This is a genomic window from Pseudomonas sp. LBUM1676 (assembly GCF_059695605.1).
The window spans coordinates 3,645,383-3,668,375 of record NZ_CP166777.1 but is presented as its reverse complement, the minus strand read 5'-3'; the positions used below and the strand labels follow the sequence as shown (position 1 = coordinate 3,668,375).

The 22,993-nt window shown below is 61.4% G+C and carries 17 protein-coding genes and 1 pseudogene; 10 read left to right on the top strand and 8 right to left on the bottom strand.

The genetic code is table 11. The annotated features are described in order from the left end of the window. Position 1: 1 nt before the first annotated feature. A pseudogene (locus ACA041_RS16965) lies at positions 2-148 on the top strand (GlxA family transcriptional regulator); the annotation flags it as partial. Positions 149-891: 743 nt separating this feature from the next. On the opposite strand, the gene ACA041_RS16960 reads toward ACA041_RS16965, so the two are convergent. After that, positions 892-1,926 carry an AraC family transcriptional regulator gene (locus ACA041_RS16960; RefSeq protein WP_497434264.1) on the bottom strand — a complete coding sequence of 345 codons (1,035 nt, stop codon included), beginning with the start codon at positions 1,924-1,926 and terminating at the stop codon, positions 892-894. 122 nt (positions 1,927-2,048) lie between these two features. Here ACA041_RS16960 and ACA041_RS16955 point away from each other — a divergent pair, with 122 nt between their 5' ends. Continuing rightward, on the top strand, positions 2,049-2,450 hold the full coding sequence (locus ACA041_RS16955; RefSeq protein WP_497434259.1) for a carboxymuconolactone decarboxylase family protein: 402 nt from the start codon (positions 2,049-2,051) through the stop codon (positions 2,448-2,450). Positions 2,451-2,511: 61 nt separating this feature from the next. On the opposite strand, the gene ACA041_RS16950 is transcribed toward ACA041_RS16955, so the two are convergent. The 4 genes from ACA041_RS16950 to ACA041_RS16935 form a co-directional block, all read right to left on the bottom strand. Next, positions 2,512-3,522, bottom strand: coding sequence for a YeiH family protein (locus ACA041_RS16950; protein ID WP_497434253.1), 1,011 nt, complete (start codon positions 3,520-3,522; stop codon positions 2,512-2,514). A gap of 147 nt (positions 3,523-3,669) precedes the next feature. After that, positions 3,670-4,980 (bottom strand): MFS transporter, encoded by a 1,311-nt coding sequence (locus ACA041_RS16945; RefSeq protein WP_497434250.1) that lies wholly within the window; start codon positions 4,978-4,980, stop codon positions 3,670-3,672. Between the two features lie 83 nt (positions 4,981-5,063). Continuing rightward, on the bottom strand, positions 5,064-6,065 hold the full coding sequence (locus ACA041_RS16940; protein ID WP_497434247.1) for an NADP-dependent oxidoreductase: 1,002 nt from the start codon (positions 6,063-6,065) through the stop codon (positions 5,064-5,066). Between the two features lie 181 nt (positions 6,066-6,246). Further along, positions 6,247-7,260, bottom strand: coding sequence for an AraC family transcriptional regulator (locus ACA041_RS16935; RefSeq protein WP_497434241.1), 1,014 nt, complete (start codon positions 7,258-7,260; stop codon positions 6,247-6,249). Positions 7,261-7,391: 131 nt separating this feature from the next. Between ACA041_RS16935 and ACA041_RS16930 the strand changes: the two genes are divergently transcribed. Together ACA041_RS16930 and ACA041_RS16925 are read left to right on the top strand one after the other, a co-directional pair. Next, positions 7,392-8,240, top strand: a complete 849-nt coding sequence (locus tag ACA041_RS16930) for an SDR family NAD(P)-dependent oxidoreductase (protein ID WP_497434238.1) — start codon at positions 7,392-7,394, stop codon at positions 8,238-8,240. A 10-nt stretch (positions 8,241-8,250) separates the two neighbouring features. Further along, complete coding sequence (locus ACA041_RS16925; RefSeq protein ID WP_497434232.1) at positions 8,251-9,192, top strand: NAD-dependent epimerase/dehydratase family protein; 942 nt, start codon at positions 8,251-8,253, stop codon at positions 9,190-9,192. 115 nt (positions 9,193-9,307) lie between these two features. Here ACA041_RS16925 and ACA041_RS16920 read toward each other — a convergent pair whose 3' ends face one another. The 3 genes from ACA041_RS16920 to ACA041_RS16910 all read right to left on the bottom strand — a co-directional run bounded on the left by ACA041_RS16920 (position 9,308) and on the right by ACA041_RS16910 (position 13,493). After that, the gene (locus ACA041_RS16920) at positions 9,308-11,005 is read right to left on the bottom strand and encodes an AMP-binding protein (RefSeq protein WP_497434227.1); all 1,698 of its coding nucleotides are present in this window, start codon (positions 11,003-11,005) and stop codon (positions 9,308-9,310) included. A gap of 2 nt (positions 11,006-11,007) precedes the next feature. Further along, positions 11,008-12,324 carry an MFS transporter gene (locus ACA041_RS16915; RefSeq protein WP_497434223.1) on the bottom strand — a complete coding sequence of 439 codons (1,317 nt, stop codon included), beginning with the start codon at positions 12,322-12,324 and terminating at the stop codon, positions 11,008-11,010. Positions 12,325-12,437: 113 nt separating this feature from the next. Next, a complete protein-coding gene (locus tag ACA041_RS16910) occupies positions 12,438-13,493 on the bottom strand; it encodes a beta-keto acid cleavage family enzyme (RefSeq protein WP_497434219.1) in 1,056 nt (351 codons plus the stop codon). A 270-nt stretch (positions 13,494-13,763) separates the two neighbouring features. On the opposite strand from ACA041_RS16910, the gene ACA041_RS16905 reads away from it, so the two are divergent. The 6 genes from ACA041_RS16905 to ACA041_RS16880 all read left to right on the top strand — a co-directional run bounded on the left by ACA041_RS16905 (position 13,764) and on the right by ACA041_RS16880 (position 22,990). Then, a complete protein-coding gene (locus tag ACA041_RS16905) occupies positions 13,764-14,816 on the top strand; it encodes an AraC family transcriptional regulator (RefSeq protein ID WP_497434214.1) in 1,053 nt (350 codons plus the stop codon). 50 nt (positions 14,817-14,866) lie between these two features. Then, positions 14,867-15,691 (top strand): SDR family NAD(P)-dependent oxidoreductase, encoded by an 825-nt coding sequence (locus ACA041_RS16900; RefSeq protein WP_497434208.1) that lies wholly within the window; start codon positions 14,867-14,869, stop codon positions 15,689-15,691. A 274-nt stretch (positions 15,692-15,965) separates the two neighbouring features. Continuing rightward, positions 15,966-17,870 carry a DUF1302 domain-containing protein gene (locus tag ACA041_RS16895; protein ID WP_497434203.1) on the top strand — a complete coding sequence of 635 codons (1,905 nt, stop codon included), beginning with the start codon at positions 15,966-15,968 and terminating at the stop codon, positions 17,868-17,870. Positions 17,871-17,907: 37 nt separating this feature from the next. Next, entirely contained in the window at positions 17,908-19,266 is a 1,359-nt protein-coding gene (locus ACA041_RS16890; protein ID WP_497434199.1) for a DUF1329 domain-containing protein, read from the top strand. Positions 19,267-19,401: 135 nt separating this feature from the next. After that, the gene (locus ACA041_RS16885) at positions 19,402-20,463 is read left to right on the top strand and encodes a WD40/YVTN/BNR-like repeat-containing protein (RefSeq protein ID WP_497442096.1); all 1,062 of its coding nucleotides are present in this window, start codon (positions 19,402-19,404) and stop codon (positions 20,461-20,463) included. A 28-nt stretch (positions 20,464-20,491) separates the two neighbouring features. Beyond that, positions 20,492-22,990: an efflux RND transporter permease subunit gene (locus ACA041_RS16880; protein ID WP_497434192.1), complete on the top strand. Its 2,499-nt coding sequence runs from the start codon at positions 20,492-20,494 to the stop codon at positions 22,988-22,990. The last annotated feature ends 3 nt before the right edge of the window (positions 22,991-22,993 follow it).

Sequence of the window (22,993 nt, the reverse complement as noted above, 5' to 3'; positions counted from 1 at the left end):
ATTGATCGAACGACGCCAATTCAGCGGGGGCATTAAAGGCAAAAATCTTCGCTAACTGAATGAGACCCCTGGCCAGACCCATCAAACGGTTCGGACAGGGTTTGTGTTGCTCGAGCACTTCTTGCTGCCGGCTTTCACCCAGACAGTTTGTTGCTTGACGCAGATTTCTAAATCGGCCCAATGCATCGTGACTATCCGGAATCACTACACGCAACAAACGAGTGCGTGGGTCAGCCTCAGTTGGTTGGCAGCTTGCTGGCGGCCGTAGGGTTGGTGGGGATCGTACTGTGCAGTCCCGGCGAAGCGTCGAGGGCAGGTTTTGCACTCGTCCTCTTCTGACCGATCGCCGCCCCTCACCACTTGCAGCTCCATCAGCAAGTTTTGAATTAAACGGTTGGTGCTAGGGGAGAGGGGAGTTGCATTACTGACGCCTCTCGAGCTGAATCTGCGTGTCTCGTTTCCCGCTCCAAATATTGCTCCATGGAGTTTGACTGAATTCCACGAGGAACGAAAAAAACACCCGGGATATTTTCGTCTACGCGGCGCCCCACTGCGTTCCAGTCGTATCATTGGAACCTCAATGAGGGTACACATAGAGGTACAGAAATTTTCGAACTTAAAAATTTCCTTTATTTTCAGCGACAAAGCGCAGGGTTCGATTCCGGCTTCGGCACCATACATATCAAGGGCTTACCGTTTTCGCGGTAAGCCCTTTTTGTTGGGTGCGCGTTTTCGTGTCTACGGTGTCTGATAGACGGACATGTACGAGTGCCAAAGTTGCTGGCGCACAAACTGTCGAGGAAGCCGATAGCCCTGGTGCTTAATATCAGTGAAGAGACGGTGAAGTGACACCGGAAGCAGTGGGGGTCATGCCTACTTGCCAGGCATCCTCTAATTGAACAACTGAGCCGGCTGTTTTCTGGAGGCTATCGGCGAGGGCTGAGTTCTCCAGGACGATGGACTGCATGCGAAGAGCCGGCTGAACCAGCGGGAGAAGGCACTTAGTTCGGAAAAGCCCAGCACGCCGGCAATCTCGCTCAAGGGCTGGTGGGGGTTGGCCAGGTACCGCGTCGCCAGCTCCGTGCGTACCTGATCCAGCAGCGAAGAAAAGGTCTCGCCTTCGCGTGTCAATTGCCGATGGAGCGTGCGTCTGTCACGTCCCAGGTGGGCCGCCACCTGCTCCACCGAGCAGCGTCCAGTGGGCAACAGGGTCCAGATCATCTGATGCACCTGTCCCAGCAGGGCCGTCCTGGAATCTTCGCGAATACTTTTCAAGTACTGATTAACGTGGCGGGCCATTTCCGGATCGGCACTGGGCAGGGGCCTGTCGAGGTCGCTGCTGCGGCAGATGATGCCATCCATCAGGCAGTTGAATTGCACCGGGGTGCCGAACACGCGATGGTGCCGGCTATCGTCCCGCGCAGCGCAGTGACGGAAACAGACCACTGAAGGATGCCAGTGGTTTCCCAGCAAGGACTTGAGCAGTCGGTGGGTCACCGCTACTGCCAACTCCACCGACTGGCGCACAGACAACTGGAAGACTGTTACCAGCTCTAGCCGTAGCACCACCACGCCGCCACTCTCCTCGATATCCAATACCAGACCCTGATTGTGCAGGTAGAGAAACTCCTGGAGCGCCACTAACGCTGTACGCAGGGTGGGTTCGCGCCATAACAAGGCCAGGGGGCCGAGATTGGAGACATCGCGACTCTCTGCCAGGCGCAAGCCGAAATCTTCCACGCCGGCCGCACGCGCCGTACTGTCCAGCAACCGTGCCGCTGCTTCAACGGAAATTTTCAGGTCCGGCTGTAGCAAGCAGCGCGGATCAAGACCGACAAGGCGCAATTGCTGCAAGGGGTCAACGTTCAACGAGCGGGCGATTTCCGCGTAGTGGGTGAGGCTGGCACTGCGAACTAGACCTTTCATTGAGCATTTACCCCTGCGTTGCACGTGTCCCGAGATGTCATGCCGGTGCCCCCTACAGTCAATACAGATGGCATCGGCACGCTTAGAGTTGAAAGCAACCATTGACCCTCGAGGAACTGCAGATGAATGAAGACCAGACCCAAGCTGACACCCCTACCTGTGATGCCATGCGTGATGCTGGCAGCTGGAATACCGCCTGGGACTCGCTGGCCGAGCTGGATGCCCAGTGGACGGAAAAGTTTCTCGGCATGGCCACCCACCCGATACGCAAGGGAGTTCTTGACCCCAAGACGTTCGAACTGATCGCCATCGCCGTCGATGCCTCCTGCACGCATCTGTATGCCCCGGGTGTGCGTCGCCACATCCGCAAGGCACTGGAAATTGGCGTCAGCGTCGAGGAAATACTGGCGGTGCTGCAGTTGACTTCGATTCTGGGCATCCACAGCATGGCGCTGGGCGCCCCGATACTCATCGAAGAAGCGCAGAAGCTGGCCAGCGACGGTCCGGTACAAGGCACTTATTGAATTCATCACGTCACTCTTCGTTCGGATGCGAAGGCCACACCGGCCTTCGCAGACCCGCGCTTTAGAATCCCCAATGCAGCAAAAGCAGCACCAGGCCAACGAGAAACAGGGTCTCGCCCACCATCAAAAGGATGGGCTTGATGCCGATCGTGGCGAGCTCCTTGAGCTGGGTCTTCATACCCAGGGCACTGATGGAGATCACCAGGCACCAACGCGACAGCTCGTTGACGAAGCCCTGCACCGCCGGCGCTATCCAGCCGGTGCTGTTGATACAGGCCAGGACCAGGAAGCCGACGGCGAACATCGGTAGCAGCGGGGGACGCTTGCCGGTGGGGTCCGCACCCTGCATACGCGTGATCAGCGTGGCGCAAAGGATGACGGGCAGGAGCATGGCCACCCGCATCAGCTTGACCACGGTGGCGGTGTCGCCGGTCTCGGTGGACATGCTGTAGCCGGCGCCGACCACCTGGGCGACGTCATGGATGGTAGCGCCGAGGAACACACCGGCCTCTTGCGGCGACAAGGCAAACCAGTTCGCGATCATCGGATAGAGGATCATCGCCACGGTGGACAATGCCGACACGCCGATCACGGTGAATAGGGTCGCGCGTTCCTTTTGCGGATGGTTGGGCAGGGCGGCAGCCAGGGCCAGTGCCGCCGAGGCGCCGCAGATAGCCGTGGCACCCCCGGTGAGCATGCCGAAGATGCGTTTGAAGCCCAAGACCTTGGCCGCCACCACCGACACGGCAATGGTCGCCGCTACGACGACCACCACCAGGGCCACCGGCTTCCAGCCCAGCGTGGCAATCTGCTCCAGGGTGATACGCATCCCGAGCAGGGCTACGCCGAGGCGCAAAACAGCGCGCGCGGTGAACTCTATACCGGCCTTGCACTTGCCATCGGCGGATAGAAAATTCATCGCAATACCGAGCAGCAAGGCGAACAGCATCACCGGTGCACCGTAGTGCTCGGAGAGGAAGGTCGCCGCGGTGGCAACGATCACGCTGACGAAAAAACCCGGCGCCAGTTCAAGCGCGCGAGTGTGAATGTTGACGAGAACGATCGAGCTCATGGAGTGAAGTCCTAGCAGGCGATGCCATCAGGAAGCAGGAACGGGCAGATGCCAATGCGGCAGTTGATTGACTCTAGTGCGATGGTTGCCCGAGAACTTCTCATTTGATGCCAGACACCTATCAATTGATGACAAAGGCCTATGCCATCAGCCGGCAGCGCATCTTGCCCGACTGCGTGCCGCGTCTGCTTCGTAGGTGCGGGAGGCGAGGAAGAAGAATCCCGCTGCGGCCAACGACAACGCCGATACCAGGGTCAACGCGAGCTTGAGGTCGAAAGCATCCGACAGCATGCCGACGATGACGGGCCCCGGCGCCTGGCCGATGAGGTTGTTGCCCAAGACCATCATCGCCGTGACCGTCGAGCGCACGCCTGGGTGGGTGACGTCGCACACGATCGCGGCGGCGCAGCCCGCCTGTGCAGCCGCGAACACTGCGCCGATGAAGATCAGGACCAGCGCCACCGGTCCGGGTGGCAGGCCGAACCCGACCATCAGGATCAGCGCCATCAGCACCGAATAGGTGGCCGGCACCAGCGCCCGGCGGCGCGGTTGGCCGGCGCTCAACCGGTCCGCCAGGCCGCCGCCAACGATCATGCCGACACCTGACGCTATGACGGCCACCGCAGTCAGTAACGCGGCTTTCTTCATGTCCATGTCGTAGTAGCGCACGAGGTAGGTCGGCAGCCAGGTCACGAGGATCACCGGCATTGCCATTTGCAGCCCGCTGGCGATGAAGGTGAGGTTGCCCGAGCGGGTGGCAAAGACTTCGCGGACCACCTGTTTGATGCCCCATCCGAGGGGCCCGGCGGTTTCCTCATTCTGGACGGTCAACGCAGGTGCCTTGTAGTCGCGGACGACGAAGGGATAGATCGTGGCCAGCAGCAGGCCCGGTACGCCGACCACGAAGAACGCCATGCGCCAGCCGAATTCGGCGGCCACGACACCGCCGATGACCACGCCAAGTACCGAACCGAACAAGGCCGCCGAAAGAAAGGCGCCAAGCACCGCGGCGCGCTGCCTGGCGGGAAAGACATGGGCCAGCAACGCGCCGCCGACGCCCGCATATGCCGCCTCGCCCAAGCCCACAAAGGCCCGCGCCGACGCCAGCTGCGCATAGTTTTGCGCCAGGCCGCAGATAATGGTCGCGATACACCAGACGAAGGCCATCAGCGTGATGCTCCTTACCCTTCCCCAACGGTCAGCCAGCAGCGACAGCGGCACGGTCAGCAAACCAACGGTCAGCGAGACCACGCTCACCAGAATCCCGAGTTGCGAATCCGATAGCACCCATTCGGCCTTGAGGGCGGGGAAGATGGCGCCGATGACCTGGCGCGACAGGTAATCGGACAGCATCAATCCGAACGTGAGCGCGAATACGACCCACGCGTAGAGCCGCGATGGCACGGCGGCGCTGTCGAGATGGTTGGAGCCGATGGCGTGCTTGAAGGCAGGGTACATGGCTGGTTGCCCTTTTTCTGGGGTTGATAGGGTGGGCCGGGCGGGATGTCGCTGCGGCCCGGCCACTTTTGGCGTGCCCGGGCTCAGGCGACGCGCACTATGCGTTTACCCCGATTGTCACCGTTGAGCAGGCCGATCAGCGCCGCGGGCAGATTCTCGAAGCCATCGACGATGTCCTCGATGGCCTTGAGGCGGCCCTCGGCGGCCCAGGCTTGCATCCGGGCCAGCGCCTCGGGGTGTTTGGCCGAAAACGCGCCGACCCGGAAGCCGCGCATCGTCAGCTGCTTGACCACCAGTTGGAACGGCACCCCGCGCAGCCCCTGCGCCGGCTGCGCCGAGTCATAGATGGACGTGATGCCGCAGCACGCGATGCGGCCATGCAGATTCATCAGTGAAAGCGCCGTCTCGAGGATGGTGCCGCCCACGTTGTCGAAGTAGACGTCAATGCCGTCCGGACAGGCTGCCTTGAGGTTCTCGGCGAACTGGCCGGACTTGTAGTTGACCGCGGCGTCGAAGCCCAGCTCTTCGGTCAACCAACGGCACTTCTCGTCGGAGCCCGCGATGCCGATGGTGCGGCAACCGGTAATCTTGGCGACCTGGCCGGCATGCACGCCCACCGCACCCGCCGCCGACGAAATCACCACCGTTTCCCCAGGCTTGGCCTGACCCGCTTCCAGCACACCGAAATACCCGGTCAGGCCGCTGATGCCATAGAGGCTCAGCAGGTGAGACGGCGCAATGTCGGCGGGCTGCTTGACCAGCGCTTGCCCGGGCAGTGCGGCATACTCCCGCCACCCGAGCTCGCCGTGCACCAGGTCACCCACCTTGAAATCCCCATGGCGCGACTCGATCACTTCGCCAATTGCACGGCCGATCATCACCGTTCCGGCCCCGAGCCCGTCCCGGTAAGTCGCGCCCTGCATCATGGCCCGCACGGCCGCGTCGATCGGGATGTAGAGTGACTTCACCAGCACTTCGCCTGCCTTCGGTTGGGGCATGGCGGCGCGCTCGAGTTGGAAGCAGTCGGGCGTCAGTGCGCCTGTGGGCAGGCGAACGAGCAGGATCTGGCGGTTTACGGTGTTCATCGTGGTTCTCCTGAGCGGGATCTGCCGAACTTCGGCACATGACCGATATTGTCCGTGGTCGAACCGATCACACCTTGACATTCAGGGACGCGGATTTGGCAATGCGGGACATTGGTCGCGTGGAAACCGCGACGCGATCTGCGAAAAAGTGTGCAGCCTGTTTCGCGCAACAAATAGCTGCTTAAGTCGCTTGGACTTTTCGCTTTGCGACTGAGCGCATCGCCGCAGCGGAGATTCCAAACGCACCCTTGTGCCAGCGCGAGAACGAGCTGAGGTCGGCGAAGCCGAGCAGCTGCGAGACCTCAGTCAAGGATCGGCGCTTGTCGTCGACGTAGCGCGATGCCAATTCGTGACGGATTGCGAACAGCAGGTCGCTGAACGTGCTTTCTTCGTCAGATAGCTGGCGGTGGAGCGTGCGACGCGTGATGCCCATGAGCCGGGAAACTTCGTCGACGGTACAGCGGCCCTGTGGCATCAGAATCAGCGCCATCTTGCGCACCTCGTTGGTGATTCTGAGCGATGCATCCGTGTCGCGCTGAAGCTGTTGGCGGATGTAGGTCGCCATGACCGGATCGGCCGACGCGATGGGCGTGTCCAGGTCGGCGCTGGTGCAGACGATGCCGTTGAAGTCGTGATTGAACTCCGGCGTCTGACCCAGCACCCGACGGTGCACCGACAGATCGGCCGGCGCGGTGTGGACAAAGCAGATGTGGCGCGCCTTCCAATGGGAGCCCAGGAAGAAACGCAACAGCCGCATCACCATGGCCAGTCCCATTTCGGTGGCCTGGCGCACCGATCCGGAACTGCCCGTGAGCAGTTCCTCATGAATGATGGCGACGCCATCGGATTCCTCGATGCGATGCACTATTGCTTCGTTGTGAATGGGCCCATAGCTCGCCATGGACTGCAGGGCCAGGCGCAGGTTGGGCTCCTCGCGCATCAGCAGTCCCAGCAGGCCGAAGTTGGAGATGCGGCGGCCCTCAGCCATCAGCAGGCCGAAAGCCGCCTGGCCCGACAGCGCTGCCGAGCGTTCCAGCAGTCGGCAAGCCGATTCGGCCGAAATCCGTAGTTGAGAATCCTCCACCGCCGCACGTGGCAGGCCGGCTTCGCTCAGCAGGCGATAGGGGTCGAGGCCACCCGAGCGGGCAATCTCGACGTAGTTCGTCAGGCAGGCGGCGCGTACCAATCTAGACATAAGGTTTATGACCAGCGTCTCGAAAAGTCAAATTGATGTCCCGGAATGCTAATCAGGATCCGACTCCACGTCCAATAATTTGCAGGCCTGATGCCAAGGCGTAGGTACTCAACATATTAAGGAGAACGGACATGAACGAAGTACGTAAAACCGACTTGAAGCTGCAAGGAAAAATCGCGCTCGTCACGGGCGCAGGCAAGGGACTGGGTGCCAACATCGCGCAGGCCATGGCCCGTGAAGGCGCAAGCCTGGTGATCTGCGATATCGACACCGTCACGCTTGAAAGCACACGCGCCGCGGTGGCAGCGTTGGGCGCCGAGTGCCTTGCGCTGCGTTGCGACGTCTCGGACAGCGAGGCCGTCGACGCAATGTTTGCGCAGGCCGGCGAGCGCTTCGGCACGGTGGACATCCTGGTCAACAACGCGGCACGCATTCCCACCACGGCGGCGGAAGCCGAACGGCGCAACAAGCACTATGCGTACGTATCGACGCCCATGCCGCGGCAGTCGGTGGGCATCGTGTCGTCGCTGTCGGATGACGACTGGCTCAAGTGGTGGGGCGTCAACATGCATGGCGTGTTCTATTGCACCCGCGCGGCATTGCGGTTCATGGAGCCGCAACGCTCGGGCAAGATCATCAACATCGCGTCGGTGGCCGGGCTAGGCACGGCCAGCATGCACAGTCCGGGTTACTCGGCCACCAAGGCCGGCGTCATCAGCTTGACCAAGACCACTGCCCTGGACGTGGCGGGTGCCAATATCTTCGTCAACGCCATCGCGTGCGGCGGCGTGCACACGCCGGAATTCGAGGCCTATCTGGTCAACGCCACCGAGGAAAAGCGCAACAACCTGCTGCAGATGATCCCGCTGGGCCGTCTGGGCAAGCTGGAGGAATATGCCTCGCTGGCGGTCTACCTCGCCTCCGATGGCCATTACTTCGTCGGCCAGGTGCTCAGCGCCAACGGCGGCTCCACGATCTAGGGGACACACCATGCTCAATGACACCATCCTGATCACCGGCGCCGCCGGGATGCTGGGCGCACGCGTCGTGCGGGAACTGGCCAGCCAGGGCGCAAAGCACATCGTCGCAACCGACGTCGTCGCCAATCGGCCTGACCTGCCAGCCGGCGTCGATTTTGACCGCTGCGATCTCTCCAACTTTGAATCAGTCCTGCGCGTGTTCGAGAAACACCGTCCGGCCGTGGTATTCCACCTTGGCGCCCTCATGTCGGTGGCTTGCGAAGGTGCCCCGCAGGCATGCGTCCAGGCCAACGCCATGGGTACCTACCATGTACTGGAGTCCGCCCGGCTGTTCGGTGTGCGCCAGGTCATTTTCTCCAGCTCGATCGGCGTGATGACCCCATCACCCGCCGACCAGAATGCCATCGACGACAACTGCTGTACGCATCCATCGACCGTCTACGGTTCCACCAAGTTGTTCTCCGAAAACATGGGACTGACCTACAAACGAGTGCACGGCCTGGACTTCCGGACCTTGCGCCTGCCCGCGGTCATAGGACCTGGAGCGCGCACGCCAGGCTATGTCCAGTGGTTCAACAAGGCCATCGAGGAAAGCGTACACGGCCGCCCATTCTCGATTTTCGTTGCTCCACGCACGCGGATGGACATCATTCACGTCCACGATGCTGCAAGGGCATTCGTGCAACTGGCGCAGGCCCCGTTAGAGCAGATTCAGCAGGTGAACTACACCGTGATCGGCCCTAGCCCCCGGCCCAGTGCCCAGGAGCTGGTGGACCTGATCAACGCGAAGATTCCGGGAGCACAGCTCGGGTTCAACGTTGATGAAAATATCCAGAAACTGATGGACCAGGTGACACGCCTGCCGATCGATGACCACTTCGCGCGGCGGGAGTGGGGCTGGAAACACGAGTACGATCTGGAAGCGATCGTCGACGACTTCCTCACCCAATAACGGCGGCATGGCGGTCGGGGTTGGGCCGCCATCAGCCAGCCCGGCGGTCGCCGGACAAGCCAGATCCTACACTGAACGACATTGCCCGGCTGACCGGGCTTTGTCGTAGCGCCGCTCAAACCGCCATTGTCGTTTCAGTCGAACTGCCCGAGGTCGCGAGTGCGCGCAAGTCCCTGCGCAAGATCTTGCCCACCGTGGACTTGGGCAACGCCTCCAGGAACCGCACCTGGCGGGGCACTTTGTAGGCCACTAAATGCGCGCGGCAGTACTCGATCAAACTGGCTTCGTCGAACGTGGCATTGGCGGCCTTGACCACGTACAGGCACACGGATTCACCACTGCGCTCATCCGGCACTCCGATCACGGCGCATTCGCTGACACCGGTGCAACTGGCGACAACCACTTCCACCTCGTTGGGATAGACGTTGAAGCCCGAGACAATGATCATGTCCTTTTTGCGATCGACGATCTTGAGCAAGCCATCCGCGGCAAAGATGCCGATGTCGCCGGTACGGAAGTAACCATCGGCAGTAAACGCGTTGGCGTTGGCAGTAGGCTTTTGCCAGTAGCCGGACATTATCTGCGGCCCTTTGGCGCAGATTTCCCCGGCCTCGCCGAGCGCGGCCGGTTGATCATCGTCCTTGAGCAACACGATGTCGGTCGAAGGCAAAGGCAACCCCACGGAGGCCGAGAAATTGCTGCGTCCCATGACGTTCAGGCACAGGATGGCTGACGTCTCGGAGAGGCCGTAGCCTTCAAGGATTTCCTGGCCGGTGATGGTCTTCCACTGCGTCGAGGTGGCCGGCAGCACCGCGGCGCCACCGCCAATGGCCAGACGCAGGCGCGAGAAATCCACCTCGCCGATGCGCGGATGGCGCACCAGCGCGCCGTACAGTGTATTGACCCCCGTCAGCAGCGTCGGCCGGGCCTTGATCAGCGTGTCGACCAGATCATCACTGTTGCGCGCATCGGGGATTAGCCAATTCTCGGCCCCGGCCGAAAAGCAGATCAGCAGATTGATCGTCAGCGCGAACACGTGAAACAGCGGAAGCGCCGTGACCACCACGTTGTCACCGACCGTGTCGAACATGTCAGGGAGAAACGCGCGCGCCTGCAGGATGTTGGCGATCAGGTTGCGGTGCGACAGGGCGGCACCTTTTGAGGGGCCGGTGGTACCGCCGGTGTATTGCAGGAAGAGCAAGTCATCGCCCGTCAGCTCGACGGGTGTAAACGGCAGCGTGCCGCCCTCGCGCAAGGCATCGACGAAGCGTGTCAATGGCAGGTCAGGCGATGCCTGGATGTCGATCTCGTGCACGGCCACGGGCTCGCCCAGCGTGTCGCCAGGCTGTACCGCGATGACTTTTCTGATCGACGTGCGGTTCAGTATCGCTGCCAGTGTCGGCAGGGCACTGGCGATGATGACGATGGTCTCGACCCCGGCGTCGTTGAGCTGGTGTTCGAGTTCTTGCGCGGTGTAAGTCGGGTTGACATTGACCTGGGCGCCGCCGGCTCGGAGGATACCGAACATTGCCACGGGGAATGCCGCAATATTGGGCAGCATGACCGCGATACGATCGCCACGACGCACGCCCTGATGCTGCAGCCAGGCAGCGAATGCGCAGGACTGCCTGTCGACATCGGCATAACTGAGTGAACGCCCGAAGCCGCGAAAGGCCGTGCGGCTGGCATCCCGCTGCATGGCTTCTTGCGCCATCGCCACCACCGATGGCCAGGCATCGGGGTTGATGTCAGTCGGTACGCGGGCGTCGTAACTCTGTTGCCAAGGACGGCTGGGGGTGAATGCTGTGGTCATGATCAACCTGCTTTTGAAGTTATTGTTGGTGGGTGGGTACATGGCTGAAGGCTTACGCGTTCAAGATCATTGCGATAGTTGCGAACCCCCACCAGCAGCGCCAGGGCGGCTGCAATGCCTGCCAATGGCAGCAGTTGCAGGGCCGAGGCCAGGCCAATGCGATCGGCGAGCAAGCCGGTGACGAAGGGGCCCGGCGCCATGCCCAGCAGATTGTTGGCAATGGCCAGGGTCGCCATTGCGGTGCTGTGCAGGGCGGGCGGCGTCAGGTCGGCGACCATGGTGCCGCAGGGGCCGACAATGCCACCGCCGAAGAACATGGCCAGGCCGATCAAGGCCAGTTGCTGGATGCCCACCGGCAGCTGAAAGGCCACGGTCAACAGCGCGCTGCAGAGCAGGCAGTAGCTCATGGTCAACCTGATTTTGCGGGTTGGCGAACCCTGGCACAGGCGGTCGGCAACGGCACCGCACAGTGGCATGCCGACCGCCGTGCAGAGCATGAAGATGGCGGTGATTGCACCGGCCTGGGTCAGCGGCATGTCGTAGAAGCGATTCAGGTAGCTGGGCAGCCAGGTCAGCAGGGCGCCGATGGTGAACAACTGCAGGCCACTGCCGATATAGACGCTCAGCACCGAGGACGTGGAAAACAGGCTACGCAGGGGGGGATGAGCCCTGGTCTTGCTCGAACCCGTGTTACGCACAGGCGATTCGAGGCGAGCAGGCCTGACCACCAGCGCGTAAACCACTGTCAGTGCCATGCCATAGACCGCCATGCCAACGAAGGATGCACGCCAGCCGAAATGGGTGGCGAGGACTCCGCCCAGGCTGATGCCAAGCACGGAACCCACCATGCTCCCGGCCAGAAATGCGCCGGTGACCGTGGACCGCTGTTGCGGCGGGAAGATGCTCAGCACCACGGCAAGACCGACGCTGCCATAGGCTGCCTCGCCGACGCCGATGAAGAACCGCGCCACGAACATCTCTTGATAGTTGGAGGCGAATCCACAGATCAGCGTGGCCACGCTCCAGATAGCGGCCATAAGAACAAGGCTGCGGATGCGCCCCAAGCGATCGGCGACCACCGACAGCGGGAACGCCAGCACCCCGACGGCGATGGCGACGACGCTGGACAGCGCGCCCAGCTCGGAATCGGAGAGGCCCCATTCGGCCTTGAGCTGCGGGAAAACGACTGTCAGCACCTGCCGCGACATGAAGTCTGACAGCAGCAGGCCGAAGGTCAGGGCGAAGACCACCCAGGCGTAGGGTCGGGCGATACGTCGCCAGGTGTCACCGGGTACTTCTATCGGGGCGTGCGAAGTCACGAAGACTCTCCTCTCGTTACGGCCGCGTTCATTGCGCAGCTCTTGTAAATTGGGTGCAGCGAAACTTGCGGGGCGCGCTCATGTACATGAAGCGCGCACCCCGCAGTTTTGACTCAGCCGAATTGCGTAAAGCCTTTCTGGCCGGGCTTGCGGTTCGGCGCAAAACCGTTTTCGGCCAGGGTCTCATCGGCGTCCTTGTAGAACGTGCCGATCTTGTAGATCTCGCGGGCTTCTTTGGCGCTGGCGATTTCGCGACCCATTTCCCTGGAAATGCGTACCAGTTGCTCGATCTGCTCGACGGACCCCATCTTGCGATCACGGCTCTGGGTCCAGATGTTGTCCTCGGTACCGCAACGCACATGCAACCCCAGGGCAATCGCCATCACGTTCAGTGGCAGGACATTCAGCACGGAGGTTTCCAGTGTCAGCACGGAGCCATCCGGACAAGCACGCACGAAGTTCGCCAGGTTGTAGAGATTGGGGGCGTCGGCGCCACCACCGATCGCCACCCAGGTCAGGATCAGCGGCACATTGCAGACACCGCGGCGCATCATGCGCTCGACGGTTTCGAACGAGGGGATATTGCCGAGCTGGAATTGGGTCTGAATGCCATTGGTCGATAAGCGCTTGATGTGCTCCTCGACCCATTCCGGGCCGGCCGGGATGGTCATTTCGCGATAGGCGCGATAGCCCTCGGGCGAGCCCATGCTGGTGCCGGCAAGGTCAGCTTCCAACATCTGCTCGACGACGTTCATCTGATTACTGTTGATGGCAATCGTCACCTGATCGGGCTTGGGCGTCAGTTCGGCGAGCATGTGACGCGTGTCGTCGGAGAGCCATTTGGCGACATCGCCATCATCCTCCGGGGAGAAGGAAATCGAGCCGCCGACCTGAATGATCATGTCCGGTACCGCTTCGCGGACGCCGGCGATCAGTTCATTGAACTTGGACAGTCTCTTGGAGCCCTTGCCATCCAGTTCGCGCACATGCAGGTGGAGTACAGTGGCGCCGGCGTTATAGCAGTCGACCGCCATCTGAACCTGATCTGCCATGGTGACTGGAATTTCTTCCGGGAAGTCCGCAGGTGTCCATGAGGGAGCATAAGGGGCTGCGGTGATGACGAGCTTTGGCTGATGCTCGGGGTATAGGGATCCGTCGAGAAAATTCATGCGTGTCTCCGTTGTGGGTGTCGGTTTTTTGTTCTTCCGAAGCTGCGGGTGCCGCGGGTGCATGGTTTGTACTTTGGGGCAGCCGGGAGGTGAAAACTTCTCATGACATGCCAAAAACCTTTCATTACGTGCCAATGCCGGGCGAGCTTCAGGGGCCGTTCAAGGGGCAGATGACTGATAGCGCACTCGTTGCGCGAGCTTTCAATCGGTGCCATATAATCGATTGCAGGCCTTGCGCAAAATGCGGTCGATATCAATGGAGGAGGGGCGATGGAAGCGTTTGTACGGGCTGCAACCCTCAAGAACTACACAGAAGTTGCCCAGGGCCTTGGTCTGAATCCGGGCGAGATGCTGCGTGGCGTCGGCCTGACGCCGGTCATGCTGAACGACCCGGAATGCATGCTGCCGCTGGAGGCGGCGCTCAAGCTGCTGGAGTCCTCTGCGGCTCGCTCATCCTGCCCGACCTTTGGCCTGCGCATGGCAGAGGCCCGACGACTGTCGGACCTGGGCGCCATCAGCTTGCTGTTCAGTCATCAGCGCACACTGCGCGACATGCTGCTCACCAGCATCGAGTATCGGCACTTGCTCAACCGGACACTGGCCATGAATCTGGAAACGGTGGGAAGCACGGTGCTGATCCGCGATGAAGTCATGGCCGAGGCGGGCGTACCCAAGCGTCAAGCCGCTGAACTGGCCATCGGCATCCTGCACCGCACCTGCAAATCGCTCATGGGCAGTCACTGGCATCCGCGCAGCATTCATTTCAGCCATGAAGCACCGGCAAGCCTGGAGGACTACGCGCGATTCTTTCGTTGCCGGGTGGTGTTCGACGCCGAATTCGATGGCATCGTCTGTAATGCCGCGGATATTGATCAACTCAATCCGCAAGCCGACCCGACGATGGCCGGCTACGCCCGCCAGTTCATGGATTCGATGGCAGGCGCCAGCGAACCCTCGGTGATTTTCGATGTGCGCAAGGCCATCTATTTGTTGATGCCGGTCGGGCGCGCCACCATCCATCAGGTCGCCTATGCCAAAGGCGTCAGCGTGCGAACCCTGCAACGGGAACTCGATGAGATCGGCCTGACCTTTTCCGAGCTGCTCAACGCTGTACGTCGCGAACTGGCGTTGCGTTACATGGAAAACAAAAACTATTCCCTGCAGCGAGTGGGCATGATGATCGGTTACGCGGTTCCGACTTCATTTACTCGCTGGTTCTACGCTGAGTTCGGTTGTTCGCCGCGAGCATGGCGAAGCCGCAGCAAACAGGTTGGCAGCGATTCGCCCGCTTCGCAGCTGGATGTCCCGCCGAGTCAAGGCTAATGTGCAAATCTGGGCAACACTGCGTCCTCCTCTAAGACGGAGTGTTCCCCATGAAAATGAATGGTCGAGTTGCCTTGATTACCGGTGGCGCAGGTGGGTTGGGTCAATCCATCGCCCTGCGCATGGCCAGTGAAGGCGCCTGCGTGGTCATCTGCGATATCAACGAAGAGGCGCTTGAAACCACGCGCGGCATGATCGAGGAGCGCGGCGCGCAGTGCCTGGCGCTGCGTTGCGATGTCTCGTCGAGTGCTGAAGTGAACGCCATGTTCGAGCAGATCGACACGCGTTTCGGCACGCTGCACATCCTGGTCAACAATGCTGCCCTGGTACCGGATAAACCCCATGATGAAGAGCGACGCAAGCGTCATTACGCGCTGGTGACCCAGCCGCTGCCCCGTCAGTCGCTGGAGATCACCCGCAACATGGACGATGGGGAGTGGAAACGCTTCTGGGCGGTGAACGTCGACGGCGTCTTCTATTGCACCCGCGCCGCCCTGCAGCGCATGGAGCCACAGGGCTACGGCAAGATCGTCAACATCGCCAGCATTGCCGGTATTTCCGCCATGAGTGCGCATAGCCCGCACTACTCGGCAACCAAAGGCGCGGTGATTGCCTTCACCCGTTCGGTGGCCTACGAGGTAGCCGGCGCCAATGTCCAGGTCAATGCCATCTGCCCCGGTGGCGTACAGACCCCCGCCTTCGAGCGCTACCTCGAACAGCAAACGCCCGAGCAACTGAGCGTATTCAAACAGGTCATGCCGCTGGGGCGTCTGGGCAAGGGCGAGGAATACGCGGCGCTGGTGTCCCATCTGGCCTCTGACGAGTGCTACCTGGTGGGCTCGATCATCAACGCCGGTGGCGGCACCTACATCTGAGGTATTTCGGGACGGCCAGTTTGGACGGCCGGTCTGTCGGACGTCCCGAAATGTCAAATCAGTGACCCGAAAAGTCAATCCGAATTGCAGCGCTGATCTTAGAGTGAGCTCCAGGGCCAGCGCTTACCAACCGTAGCATGAACCCCCTGATATCCGTCGTCAGCCGCAAGGCTGGAACATACCCCTGACCTTGTCGGCTACCGCGGTCAGGACAGCGAAACAACCCAACATGCTGGCATCAGCCACAACAAAAATAATAAAGGTGTATCACCCGATGAAGAGTCGCAATCTCCTGCCCGTGCGGCGTCAGTTGCTTGCCACGGCTATCCTGGTCACGAGCCTGCCGGCCGCCCATGCCTTCGAGTTGGACACAGGCAGTGAAGACTGGTCCGTGCGTTTCGACAACACCGTCAAGTACAACTATGGCGTGCGCACGGAGAGTGCCGACCAGCGCCTCTTGGGGACACCCAATAATAACGACGGTGATTACAACTTCCGTAAGGCCGGCACCAACATCACCAACCGAGTCGATCTGCTGTCCGAACTGGATGTGGTCTATCAAAGCAAGATGGGCTTTCGTGTCAGCACCGCGAGCTGGTACGACAAGGCTTATGAAAATACCGGTTCGAACTCCAACCCGTTCGTAAACGGCAACGATGAATATTCATCGATTTCCGGATTTGGCGGGCGTCCTGCAGCGCCCGCCATTTTCGGCAGCCCGCACTTGAGCAACTATGCCCAGCGTTACTACAACGGCCCGTCGGGTGAAGTCCTCGATGCCTTCGTGTTCTACAACACCCAAGTTGGCGACGATTCCCTGCTCAATATCAAGGCCGGCCAACACAATGTGTTCTGGGGCGAGACGGTACTCAATCCGGTGCATTCGCTGAGCTACGGTCAGTCGGGCCTCGACCTTGCCAAGGCGGCAGCGTCACCCGGTACCGAAGCCAAGGAACTGTTCATTCCGCGCAATCAGCTTTCAACCACCTTCACCCTCAGTCCCGAACTGACCTTCGGCGCACAGTATTTCCTTGATTGGGATGGCGCGCGCTTGCCTGAGGCCGGTACCTACTACGGCGGGTCCGACGTGGTGGGCTTTGGCGCTCAGTCATTTCTTCTGGGACATACCGGCGGCGCGGGACTGTCCGGGCCCAATGGCACCCTGACGACCGTGCGACGTGGCGATGACTTCACCCCGGACAATCAGGGTGACTGGGGGCTGATGCTCAAATGGTCGCCCGAGTGGCTGGATGGCACCCTGGGTGCCTACTACCGCAAGACCTCGGACATTCTCCCTCAAGCCGTTCTGGATACTCGCGGCCTGAGCAGTGTTGGCGGGATAGCAGGGTTACAAAACTCGATCGGCACCGCCTCGTATGAATTCGCCTATGGCGATGACATCGACATCTACGGTCTGAGTCTGTCCAAGGAAGTGGGCGGTGTCAGCGTCGGCAGCGATCTGAACATTCGCCACAACATGCCGCTGGCCAGCATCCCGGCGATCATCAGTGCCCCAGGTCCCGGTGGGGTGCAGGCCGGTCTTGGCCTGCTCCCTGCGCGTAGTCCGGGTACCGGCGTGATCACCGATGTGCCACGCGACGGTGACAGCCTGGCCGCCACCGGCGACACGCTGCACTGGACCATCAACGGCCTGGTCGCTATCGGCGACACCCCGCTGTTCGATTCGGCCAGCCTGTTGGGCGAGCTGTACTACAGCAATCTGTTGAGCCTCGATAGCAAAAACAAGGCGCTGTACAAGGGCGAGGACACCTATCGCGGCATCGACAAGCCGACCCGTGACAACTGGGGCATCGCCGTCAACTTCACGCCGACCTGGTACCAGGTATTTCCCGGTGTGGACCTGAGCGCACCGATGTCGGTCAACCTCGGTATCGATGGCGTTTCGCCTGTGGTAGCGGGCGGCGCGGAGGATACCGGCACCTACGCCGTAGGGGTCAGCGCGGCCATCTACAACCAGTACTACGTCGATCTCAAGTACGTCGATGCCTTCGGCGAAGCCACGAAATGTGACAACGGCGCAACGGATGGCGCAACCCCTAACGCCCTTGATGGCCCGCAGCGTTACACCTGCTACGGGGGCGGTTATGCGTCCTTCTCCGGCTCCGGTGCCACCGAAGATCGGGGCGCCCTCTACCTGACCCTGAAAACCACCTTCTGATCCACCCATTGCCAAGCGCAAGCAGGAGAACAATAAGATGAAATTCGCCCATACCCTGATGGCCACCTCCCTGACCCTGGTCCTTGCAGGGCCGTCCCACGCAGCCGTCGACGCCACTGAAGCCGCCAAACTGGGTAACCAGTTGACCCAGATCGGCGCCGAGAAAGCGGGTAATGCCGACGGCTCCATTCCGGCTTATCAGGGTGGTTTGACCACCCCACCGGCCAGCTTCAAGGCGGGCGACAGATTTCGCCCCGATCCGTTCGCCGCTGAAAAACCGCTGTTGGTGATCGACGGCAAGAACGTCGACCAGTACAAGGGGCAGCTGACCGCAGTGACCGCCGAGCTGGCCAAGCGATATCCCAGCTTTCGCATCGAGGTTTTCCCGACCCACCGCACCGCCGCGCTGCCCAAAGGCGTGCTGGACAATACGGTAAAAAATGCCACCGCAGCGCGCTCGGCCAATGGCGGTAATTCCATCGAAAATGCCCTGCCAGGCATTCCGTTCCCGATCCCGAAGTCAGGCGCCGAGGCCATGTGGAACCACTTGATGCGCTACCAGGGCGTCAATATCCAGAGCAAGTATGACAACTGGAACGTCGACTCAGCCGGTACAGCCAGCCTGGCCACGACCGGCAACGCGCAGATCAACTATGCCGCCTATGACGATCTGTCCAAACCGCTCGCGGCCTCGGACACCTATTACCAGACCAAGTTGTCCTACAGCGGCCCGGCCCGGCGCGCCGGCGAGGCGGTGCTGCTGCGCGATGCGGTCAACCCGCTGGAACAACCGCGCCGTGCCTGGCAATACTTGCCGGGGCAGCGCCGCGTGAAGCTGGCACCGAGCCTGGCCTACGATACGCCCAACCCGGGTACCGCGGGCGCCGCCACCTGGGACGATGGGTTCGTCTTCAACGGTGCGCTCGATCGTTACGACTGGAAGCTGGTTGGCAAGCAGGAAATGATCGTTCCGTACAACACCTACCGTGTGACTTATCAAAACGATATGAAGCCGATGTTGACCCCGAACCACCTGGCTCCCGGGTTCGTTCGCTGGGAGAAACACCGTGTGTGGGTGGTAGAGGCCACTCTGAAACCCGGTGCCCGTCATATCTATGCCAAACGCCGTTTCTACCTGGACGAAGACAGCTGGGTCGCTCTGGCCTCCGATCAATACGATGCCAACGGCCAGCTGTACCGCGGCGTCTACACCTTCCTCAGCCAAAGCTATGACCAGCAAGTACCGGATGCCACGCCTTATCTGACTTACGACCTGATCGGCGGCACTTACAGCGCCATCGGCATGCCAGGCCCGTACGGTGGCATCAAGTACAGCGAGGCGCTGAGCAAGACCCAGTGGACACCGGAATCGCTGGCGGGTGCCGGTATCCGTTAACGGCCTCGTTGCGACTCACTACTGCCGATGCCTGATCGAACGGTTTTTGCGCCGGGTTGTATTCACGTACACACCGGCGCCTTTTTGCCACGAGGCCGCACTATGGGCTCCTATAACAAGAAAATTACGTTGCTGATGCTGATGCCGATGCTGATGCTGGCTGCGCTACTGACGTTGCTGCACAAAGGCGTGCAGGCGGCGACTTACGTCGACGTGCTGGATCTGCCGGCCCGACCCAGTGCCCTGGCCGCGCGCAGCCCCTTGCTGGGCATTGCCCATGCGGGACCGCGCATGGTCACGGTGGGTCAGCGCGGGCACATTCTTTATTCCGATGATGCCGGCCAGAACTGGCAGCAGGCTGACGTGCCGGTCAGCTCCGACCTGAACGCCGTACATTTCCCGACCGCGGAGCAGGGTTGGGCAGTGGGCAACGATGGCGTGGTGTTGCACAGCAGTGATGCTGGCGCTACCTGGAGCAAGCAGCTCGACGGCCGCCAGATTGGCGACTTGATGTTCAAACACTACAGCGCCTTGGCCAGCGCCGAGCCGGATAACGAACAATGGGCCGGGCTGGCCGCCGAAGGCCAGCGGCTGATCGAGGAGGGCGCCGACAAGCCGTTTCTCGATGTCTGGTTCGCCAACGACCGGCTCGGTTATGTGGTCGGGATGTTCAACCTGGTCCTGCGCACCGAGGACGGCGGTCGGCACTGGGCGCCGTTTCAGGATCGCACCGAGAATCCACAGGGTTTCCACCTCAACGCCATTGCCGCGACGGGTGATGCGCTGTACATCGCTGGCGAACAAGGCCTGCTGCTCAAATGGGATGACGCCCGCCAGCGCTTCATGGCACTGCAGACACCGTATCAAGGCAGCTTTTTTGGTGTGGTCGGCAAGCCTGGCGAAGTCCTGGCCTACGGCTTGCGCGGGCATGTGTTCCGCAGCACCGATGGCGGAGCCACCTGGCACCCGCTCGATAGCGGTCTGCCGGCCAGCATCACCGCTGCCGTTGTCGACGCCGACGGCCGTTTCCGGATGTTTACCCAGGCCGGGCACATGCTCGTGAGCGGCGCTGGCGACGCTGCGCTGCAACTGCTGCCACAAGCGCAACAATCACCGGTGGCCGGTGCCGCCCTGGCCGCGAACGGCGCGTTGGTGCTGGTCGGCAGTCGTGGTGTGCGTGCGCTGCCCGTCGAATAACTATAAGAATCAGAGAGAGTACCCAGACATGGGCAATTTGAAGCAAGACACCATGCCGGTCATCCGCGAACTGCCGGACTTCGACCGGCGTTCGGGCAACCTGCTGGAACGGCTGGTGTTCAACTATCGGCCGCTGTTCATGCTGCTCATGACGCTGGTCACCGTGGTGCTGGGTTACATGGCCGTGACCCGTCTGGAGTTGCGTCCCAGTTTCGAGAAGATGATCCCGCAGAGCCAGCCGTACATCCAGAACTACCTGGAAAATCGCCAGTCGCTGCGGGGCCTGGGCAACTCGGTGCGGGTGGTGGTGGAAAACACCGAGGGCGACATCTTCGATCCGCAGTATTTGACGGTCCTCAAACAGGTCAACGATGAACTGTTCCTCACCCAGGGCGTCGACCGTGCCTGGATGAAGTCGCTGTGGAGTTCGGCCGTACGCTGGACTGAAGTCACCGAGCAAGGCTTCCAGGGCGGCCCGGTAATGCCTGACAGTTATCAAGGCTCGCCATCGGACATCGAACAGCTGCGTCAGAACATCAACCGGGCCGGCATCGTCGGCAGCCTGGTGGCCAGCGATTTCAAATCGAGCATGTTGATCGTGCCGCTGCTGGACAAGACCTCGGCCACCGGCCAGAGCATCAACTACCATGAATTCTCCCGTCAGCTCGAAGAGCGCCTGCGCGACAAGATCGAGTTCGCCGGCCATGGCGCCACGCGCGAGGCCGGGGAGGAGGGCACGGGCAAGTACAAGGTGCGGGTGATCGGTTTCGCCAAGCTGATGGGCGATCTGATTGACGGCCTGATCCAGGTAATGATGTTCTTCGGCCTGGCGGTGGTCACCTCGCTGGTCATCATCTACCTCTACACCCGCTGTGTGCGCAGCACGCTGCTGGTGGTCGGCTGTTCGCTGATCGCGGTCGTCTGGCAGCTGGGCATCGTCGCCTGGCTGGGTTATGCCATCGACCCTTATTCAGTGCTGGTGCCGTTCCTGATCTTTGCCATCGGCGTGTCCCACGCCGCGCAGAAGATGAACGGCATCATGCAGGACATTGCCCGCGGCACTCACCGATTGATTGCCGCGCGCTATACCTTCCGCCGTCTGTTCATCGCCGGGGTCACCGCGTTGCTGGCCGATGCGGTGGGCTTTGCCGTGCTGATGCTGATCGACATCCCGGTGATCCAGGACCTGGCCATCACCGCCAGCATCGGCGTGGCCGTGTTGATCTTCACCTCCCTGTTGCTGATGCCGGTGGCGCTGTCCTACATCGGTGTCGGGCGCAAGGCCGCCGAGCGCGCGCTGAAAATCGACACGCGGGCGGACGGGCATAAAGGCTTTGGCAAACTGTGGGACATGCTCGATCGCTTCACGACCCGCAAATGGGCCACCGGTGCGGTACTGGTGGCGGCGCTGATGGGCATCGGCGGCTTCATGGTCAGCCTGCAGCTGAAGATCGGCGACCTCGACAGCGGCGCTCCGGAGCTGCGGGCGGACTCGCGCTATAACCGTGACAACGCCTACATCACCAGCCACTACGCGCTGTCGAGCGACCTGTTCGCGGTGATGATCAAGACCCCGGCGGAAGGCTGCCTGAACTACCAGACCCTGGTCCTGGCCGACCGCCTGGCCTGGGAGCTGCAGCAGTATCCCGGCGTGCAAGCCACAACATCGCTGGTCAACGCGGTACGCCAGATCACCGCCGGCACCTACGAAGGCAACCCCAAGCTGAACAGCATCCAGCGCAACCAGAACGTGCTGAACTACGCGGCGCAACAGGCCTCGGTCAACGCCCCGGAGCTGTTCAACACCGATTGTTCGCTGATGCCGGTGATTGCCTACCTCAAGGATCACAAGGCCGAAACCCTGGACGCCGTGGTGGCCATTGCCGACCGGTTCGCTCGGGAAAACAGCAGCGAGGATCGCCAGTTCCTGCTGGCCGCGGGCAATGCCGGCATCGAGGCGGCGACCAACATCGTCGTGCGCGAGGCCAACCGCACCATGCTGCTGTACGTCTACCTGGCAGTGACGCTGTTCTGCCTGATTACCTTCCGCAGTTGGCGGGCAACGGTGGTGGCGCTGCTGCCGCTGATGCTGACCTCGATCCTCTGCGAGGCCTTGATGGTCGCCATGGGCATCGGCGTCAAGGTGGCGACCCTGCCGGTCATTGCCCTGGGTGTCGGGATCGGCGTGGATTACGCGTTGTACCTGCTCAGCGTGCAGCTGCAATACCAGCGTCAAGGCCTGTCGTTGTCACAGGCTTACCGCAATGCGGTTGCGTTCACCGGCCGGGTGGTGGGGCTGGTCGGTATCACCCTGGCGGCCGGAGTGATCTGCTGGGCCTGGTCGCCGATCAAGTTCCAGGCCGACATGGGCATCCTGCTGACCTTCATGTTCCTGTGGAACATGCTCGGGGCCTTGATTCTGATCCCGGCGCTGTCGTACTTCCTGCTGAACGCCGAACGGCGCAAGCCGCAAACCGTGCCGCTGCCTGCGGTCTCGGAGCCGCACCTGAACCGCTCCGGGATTTGAGAA

Excerpts from the sequence above, each read along its gene's own strand:
- ACA041_RS16960 (WP_497434264.1), bottom strand. The coding sequence starts at position 1,926 with ATGAAAGGTCTAGTTCGCAGTGCCAGCCTCACCCACTACGCGGAAATC.
- ACA041_RS16955 (WP_497434259.1), top strand. The coding sequence starts at position 2,049 with ATGAATGAAGACCAGACCCAAGCTGACACCCCTACCTGTGATGCCATG.
- ACA041_RS16950 (WP_497434253.1), bottom strand. The coding sequence starts at position 3,522 with ATGAGCTCGATCGTTCTCGTCAACATTCACACTCGCGCGCTTGAACTG.
- ACA041_RS16945 (WP_497434250.1), bottom strand. The coding sequence starts at position 4,980 with ATGTACCCTGCCTTCAAGCACGCCATCGGCTCCAACCATCTCGACAGC.
- ACA041_RS16940 (WP_497434247.1), bottom strand. The coding sequence starts at position 6,065 with ATGAACACCGTAAACCGCCAGATCCTGCTCGTTCGCCTGCCCACAGGC.
- ACA041_RS16935 (WP_497434241.1), bottom strand. The coding sequence starts at position 7,260 with ATGTCTAGATTGGTACGCGCCGCCTGCCTGACGAACTACGTCGAGATT.
- ACA041_RS16930 (WP_497434238.1), top strand. The coding sequence starts at position 7,392 with ATGAACGAAGTACGTAAAACCGACTTGAAGCTGCAAGGAAAAATCGCG.
- ACA041_RS16925 (WP_497434232.1), top strand. The coding sequence starts at position 8,251 with ATGCTCAATGACACCATCCTGATCACCGGCGCCGCCGGGATGCTGGGC.
- ACA041_RS16920 (WP_497434227.1), bottom strand. The coding sequence starts at position 11,005 with ATGACCACAGCATTCACCCCCAGCCGTCCTTGGCAACAGAGTTACGAC.
- ACA041_RS16910 (WP_497434219.1), bottom strand. The coding sequence starts at position 13,493 with ATGAATTTTCTCGACGGATCCCTATACCCCGAGCATCAGCCAAAGCTC.
- ACA041_RS16905 (WP_497434214.1), top strand. The coding sequence starts at position 13,764 with ATGGAAGCGTTTGTACGGGCTGCAACCCTCAAGAACTACACAGAAGTT.
- ACA041_RS16900 (WP_497434208.1), top strand. The coding sequence starts at position 14,867 with ATGAAAATGAATGGTCGAGTTGCCTTGATTACCGGTGGCGCAGGTGGG.
- ACA041_RS16895 (WP_497434203.1), top strand. The coding sequence starts at position 15,966 with ATGAAGAGTCGCAATCTCCTGCCCGTGCGGCGTCAGTTGCTTGCCACG.
- ACA041_RS16890 (WP_497434199.1), top strand. The coding sequence starts at position 17,908 with ATGAAATTCGCCCATACCCTGATGGCCACCTCCCTGACCCTGGTCCTT.
- ACA041_RS16885 (WP_497442096.1), top strand. The coding sequence starts at position 19,402 with ATGCTGATGCCGATGCTGATGCTGGCTGCGCTACTGACGTTGCTGCAC.
- ACA041_RS16880 (WP_497434192.1), top strand. The coding sequence starts at position 20,492 with ATGGGCAATTTGAAGCAAGACACCATGCCGGTCATCCGCGAACTGCCG.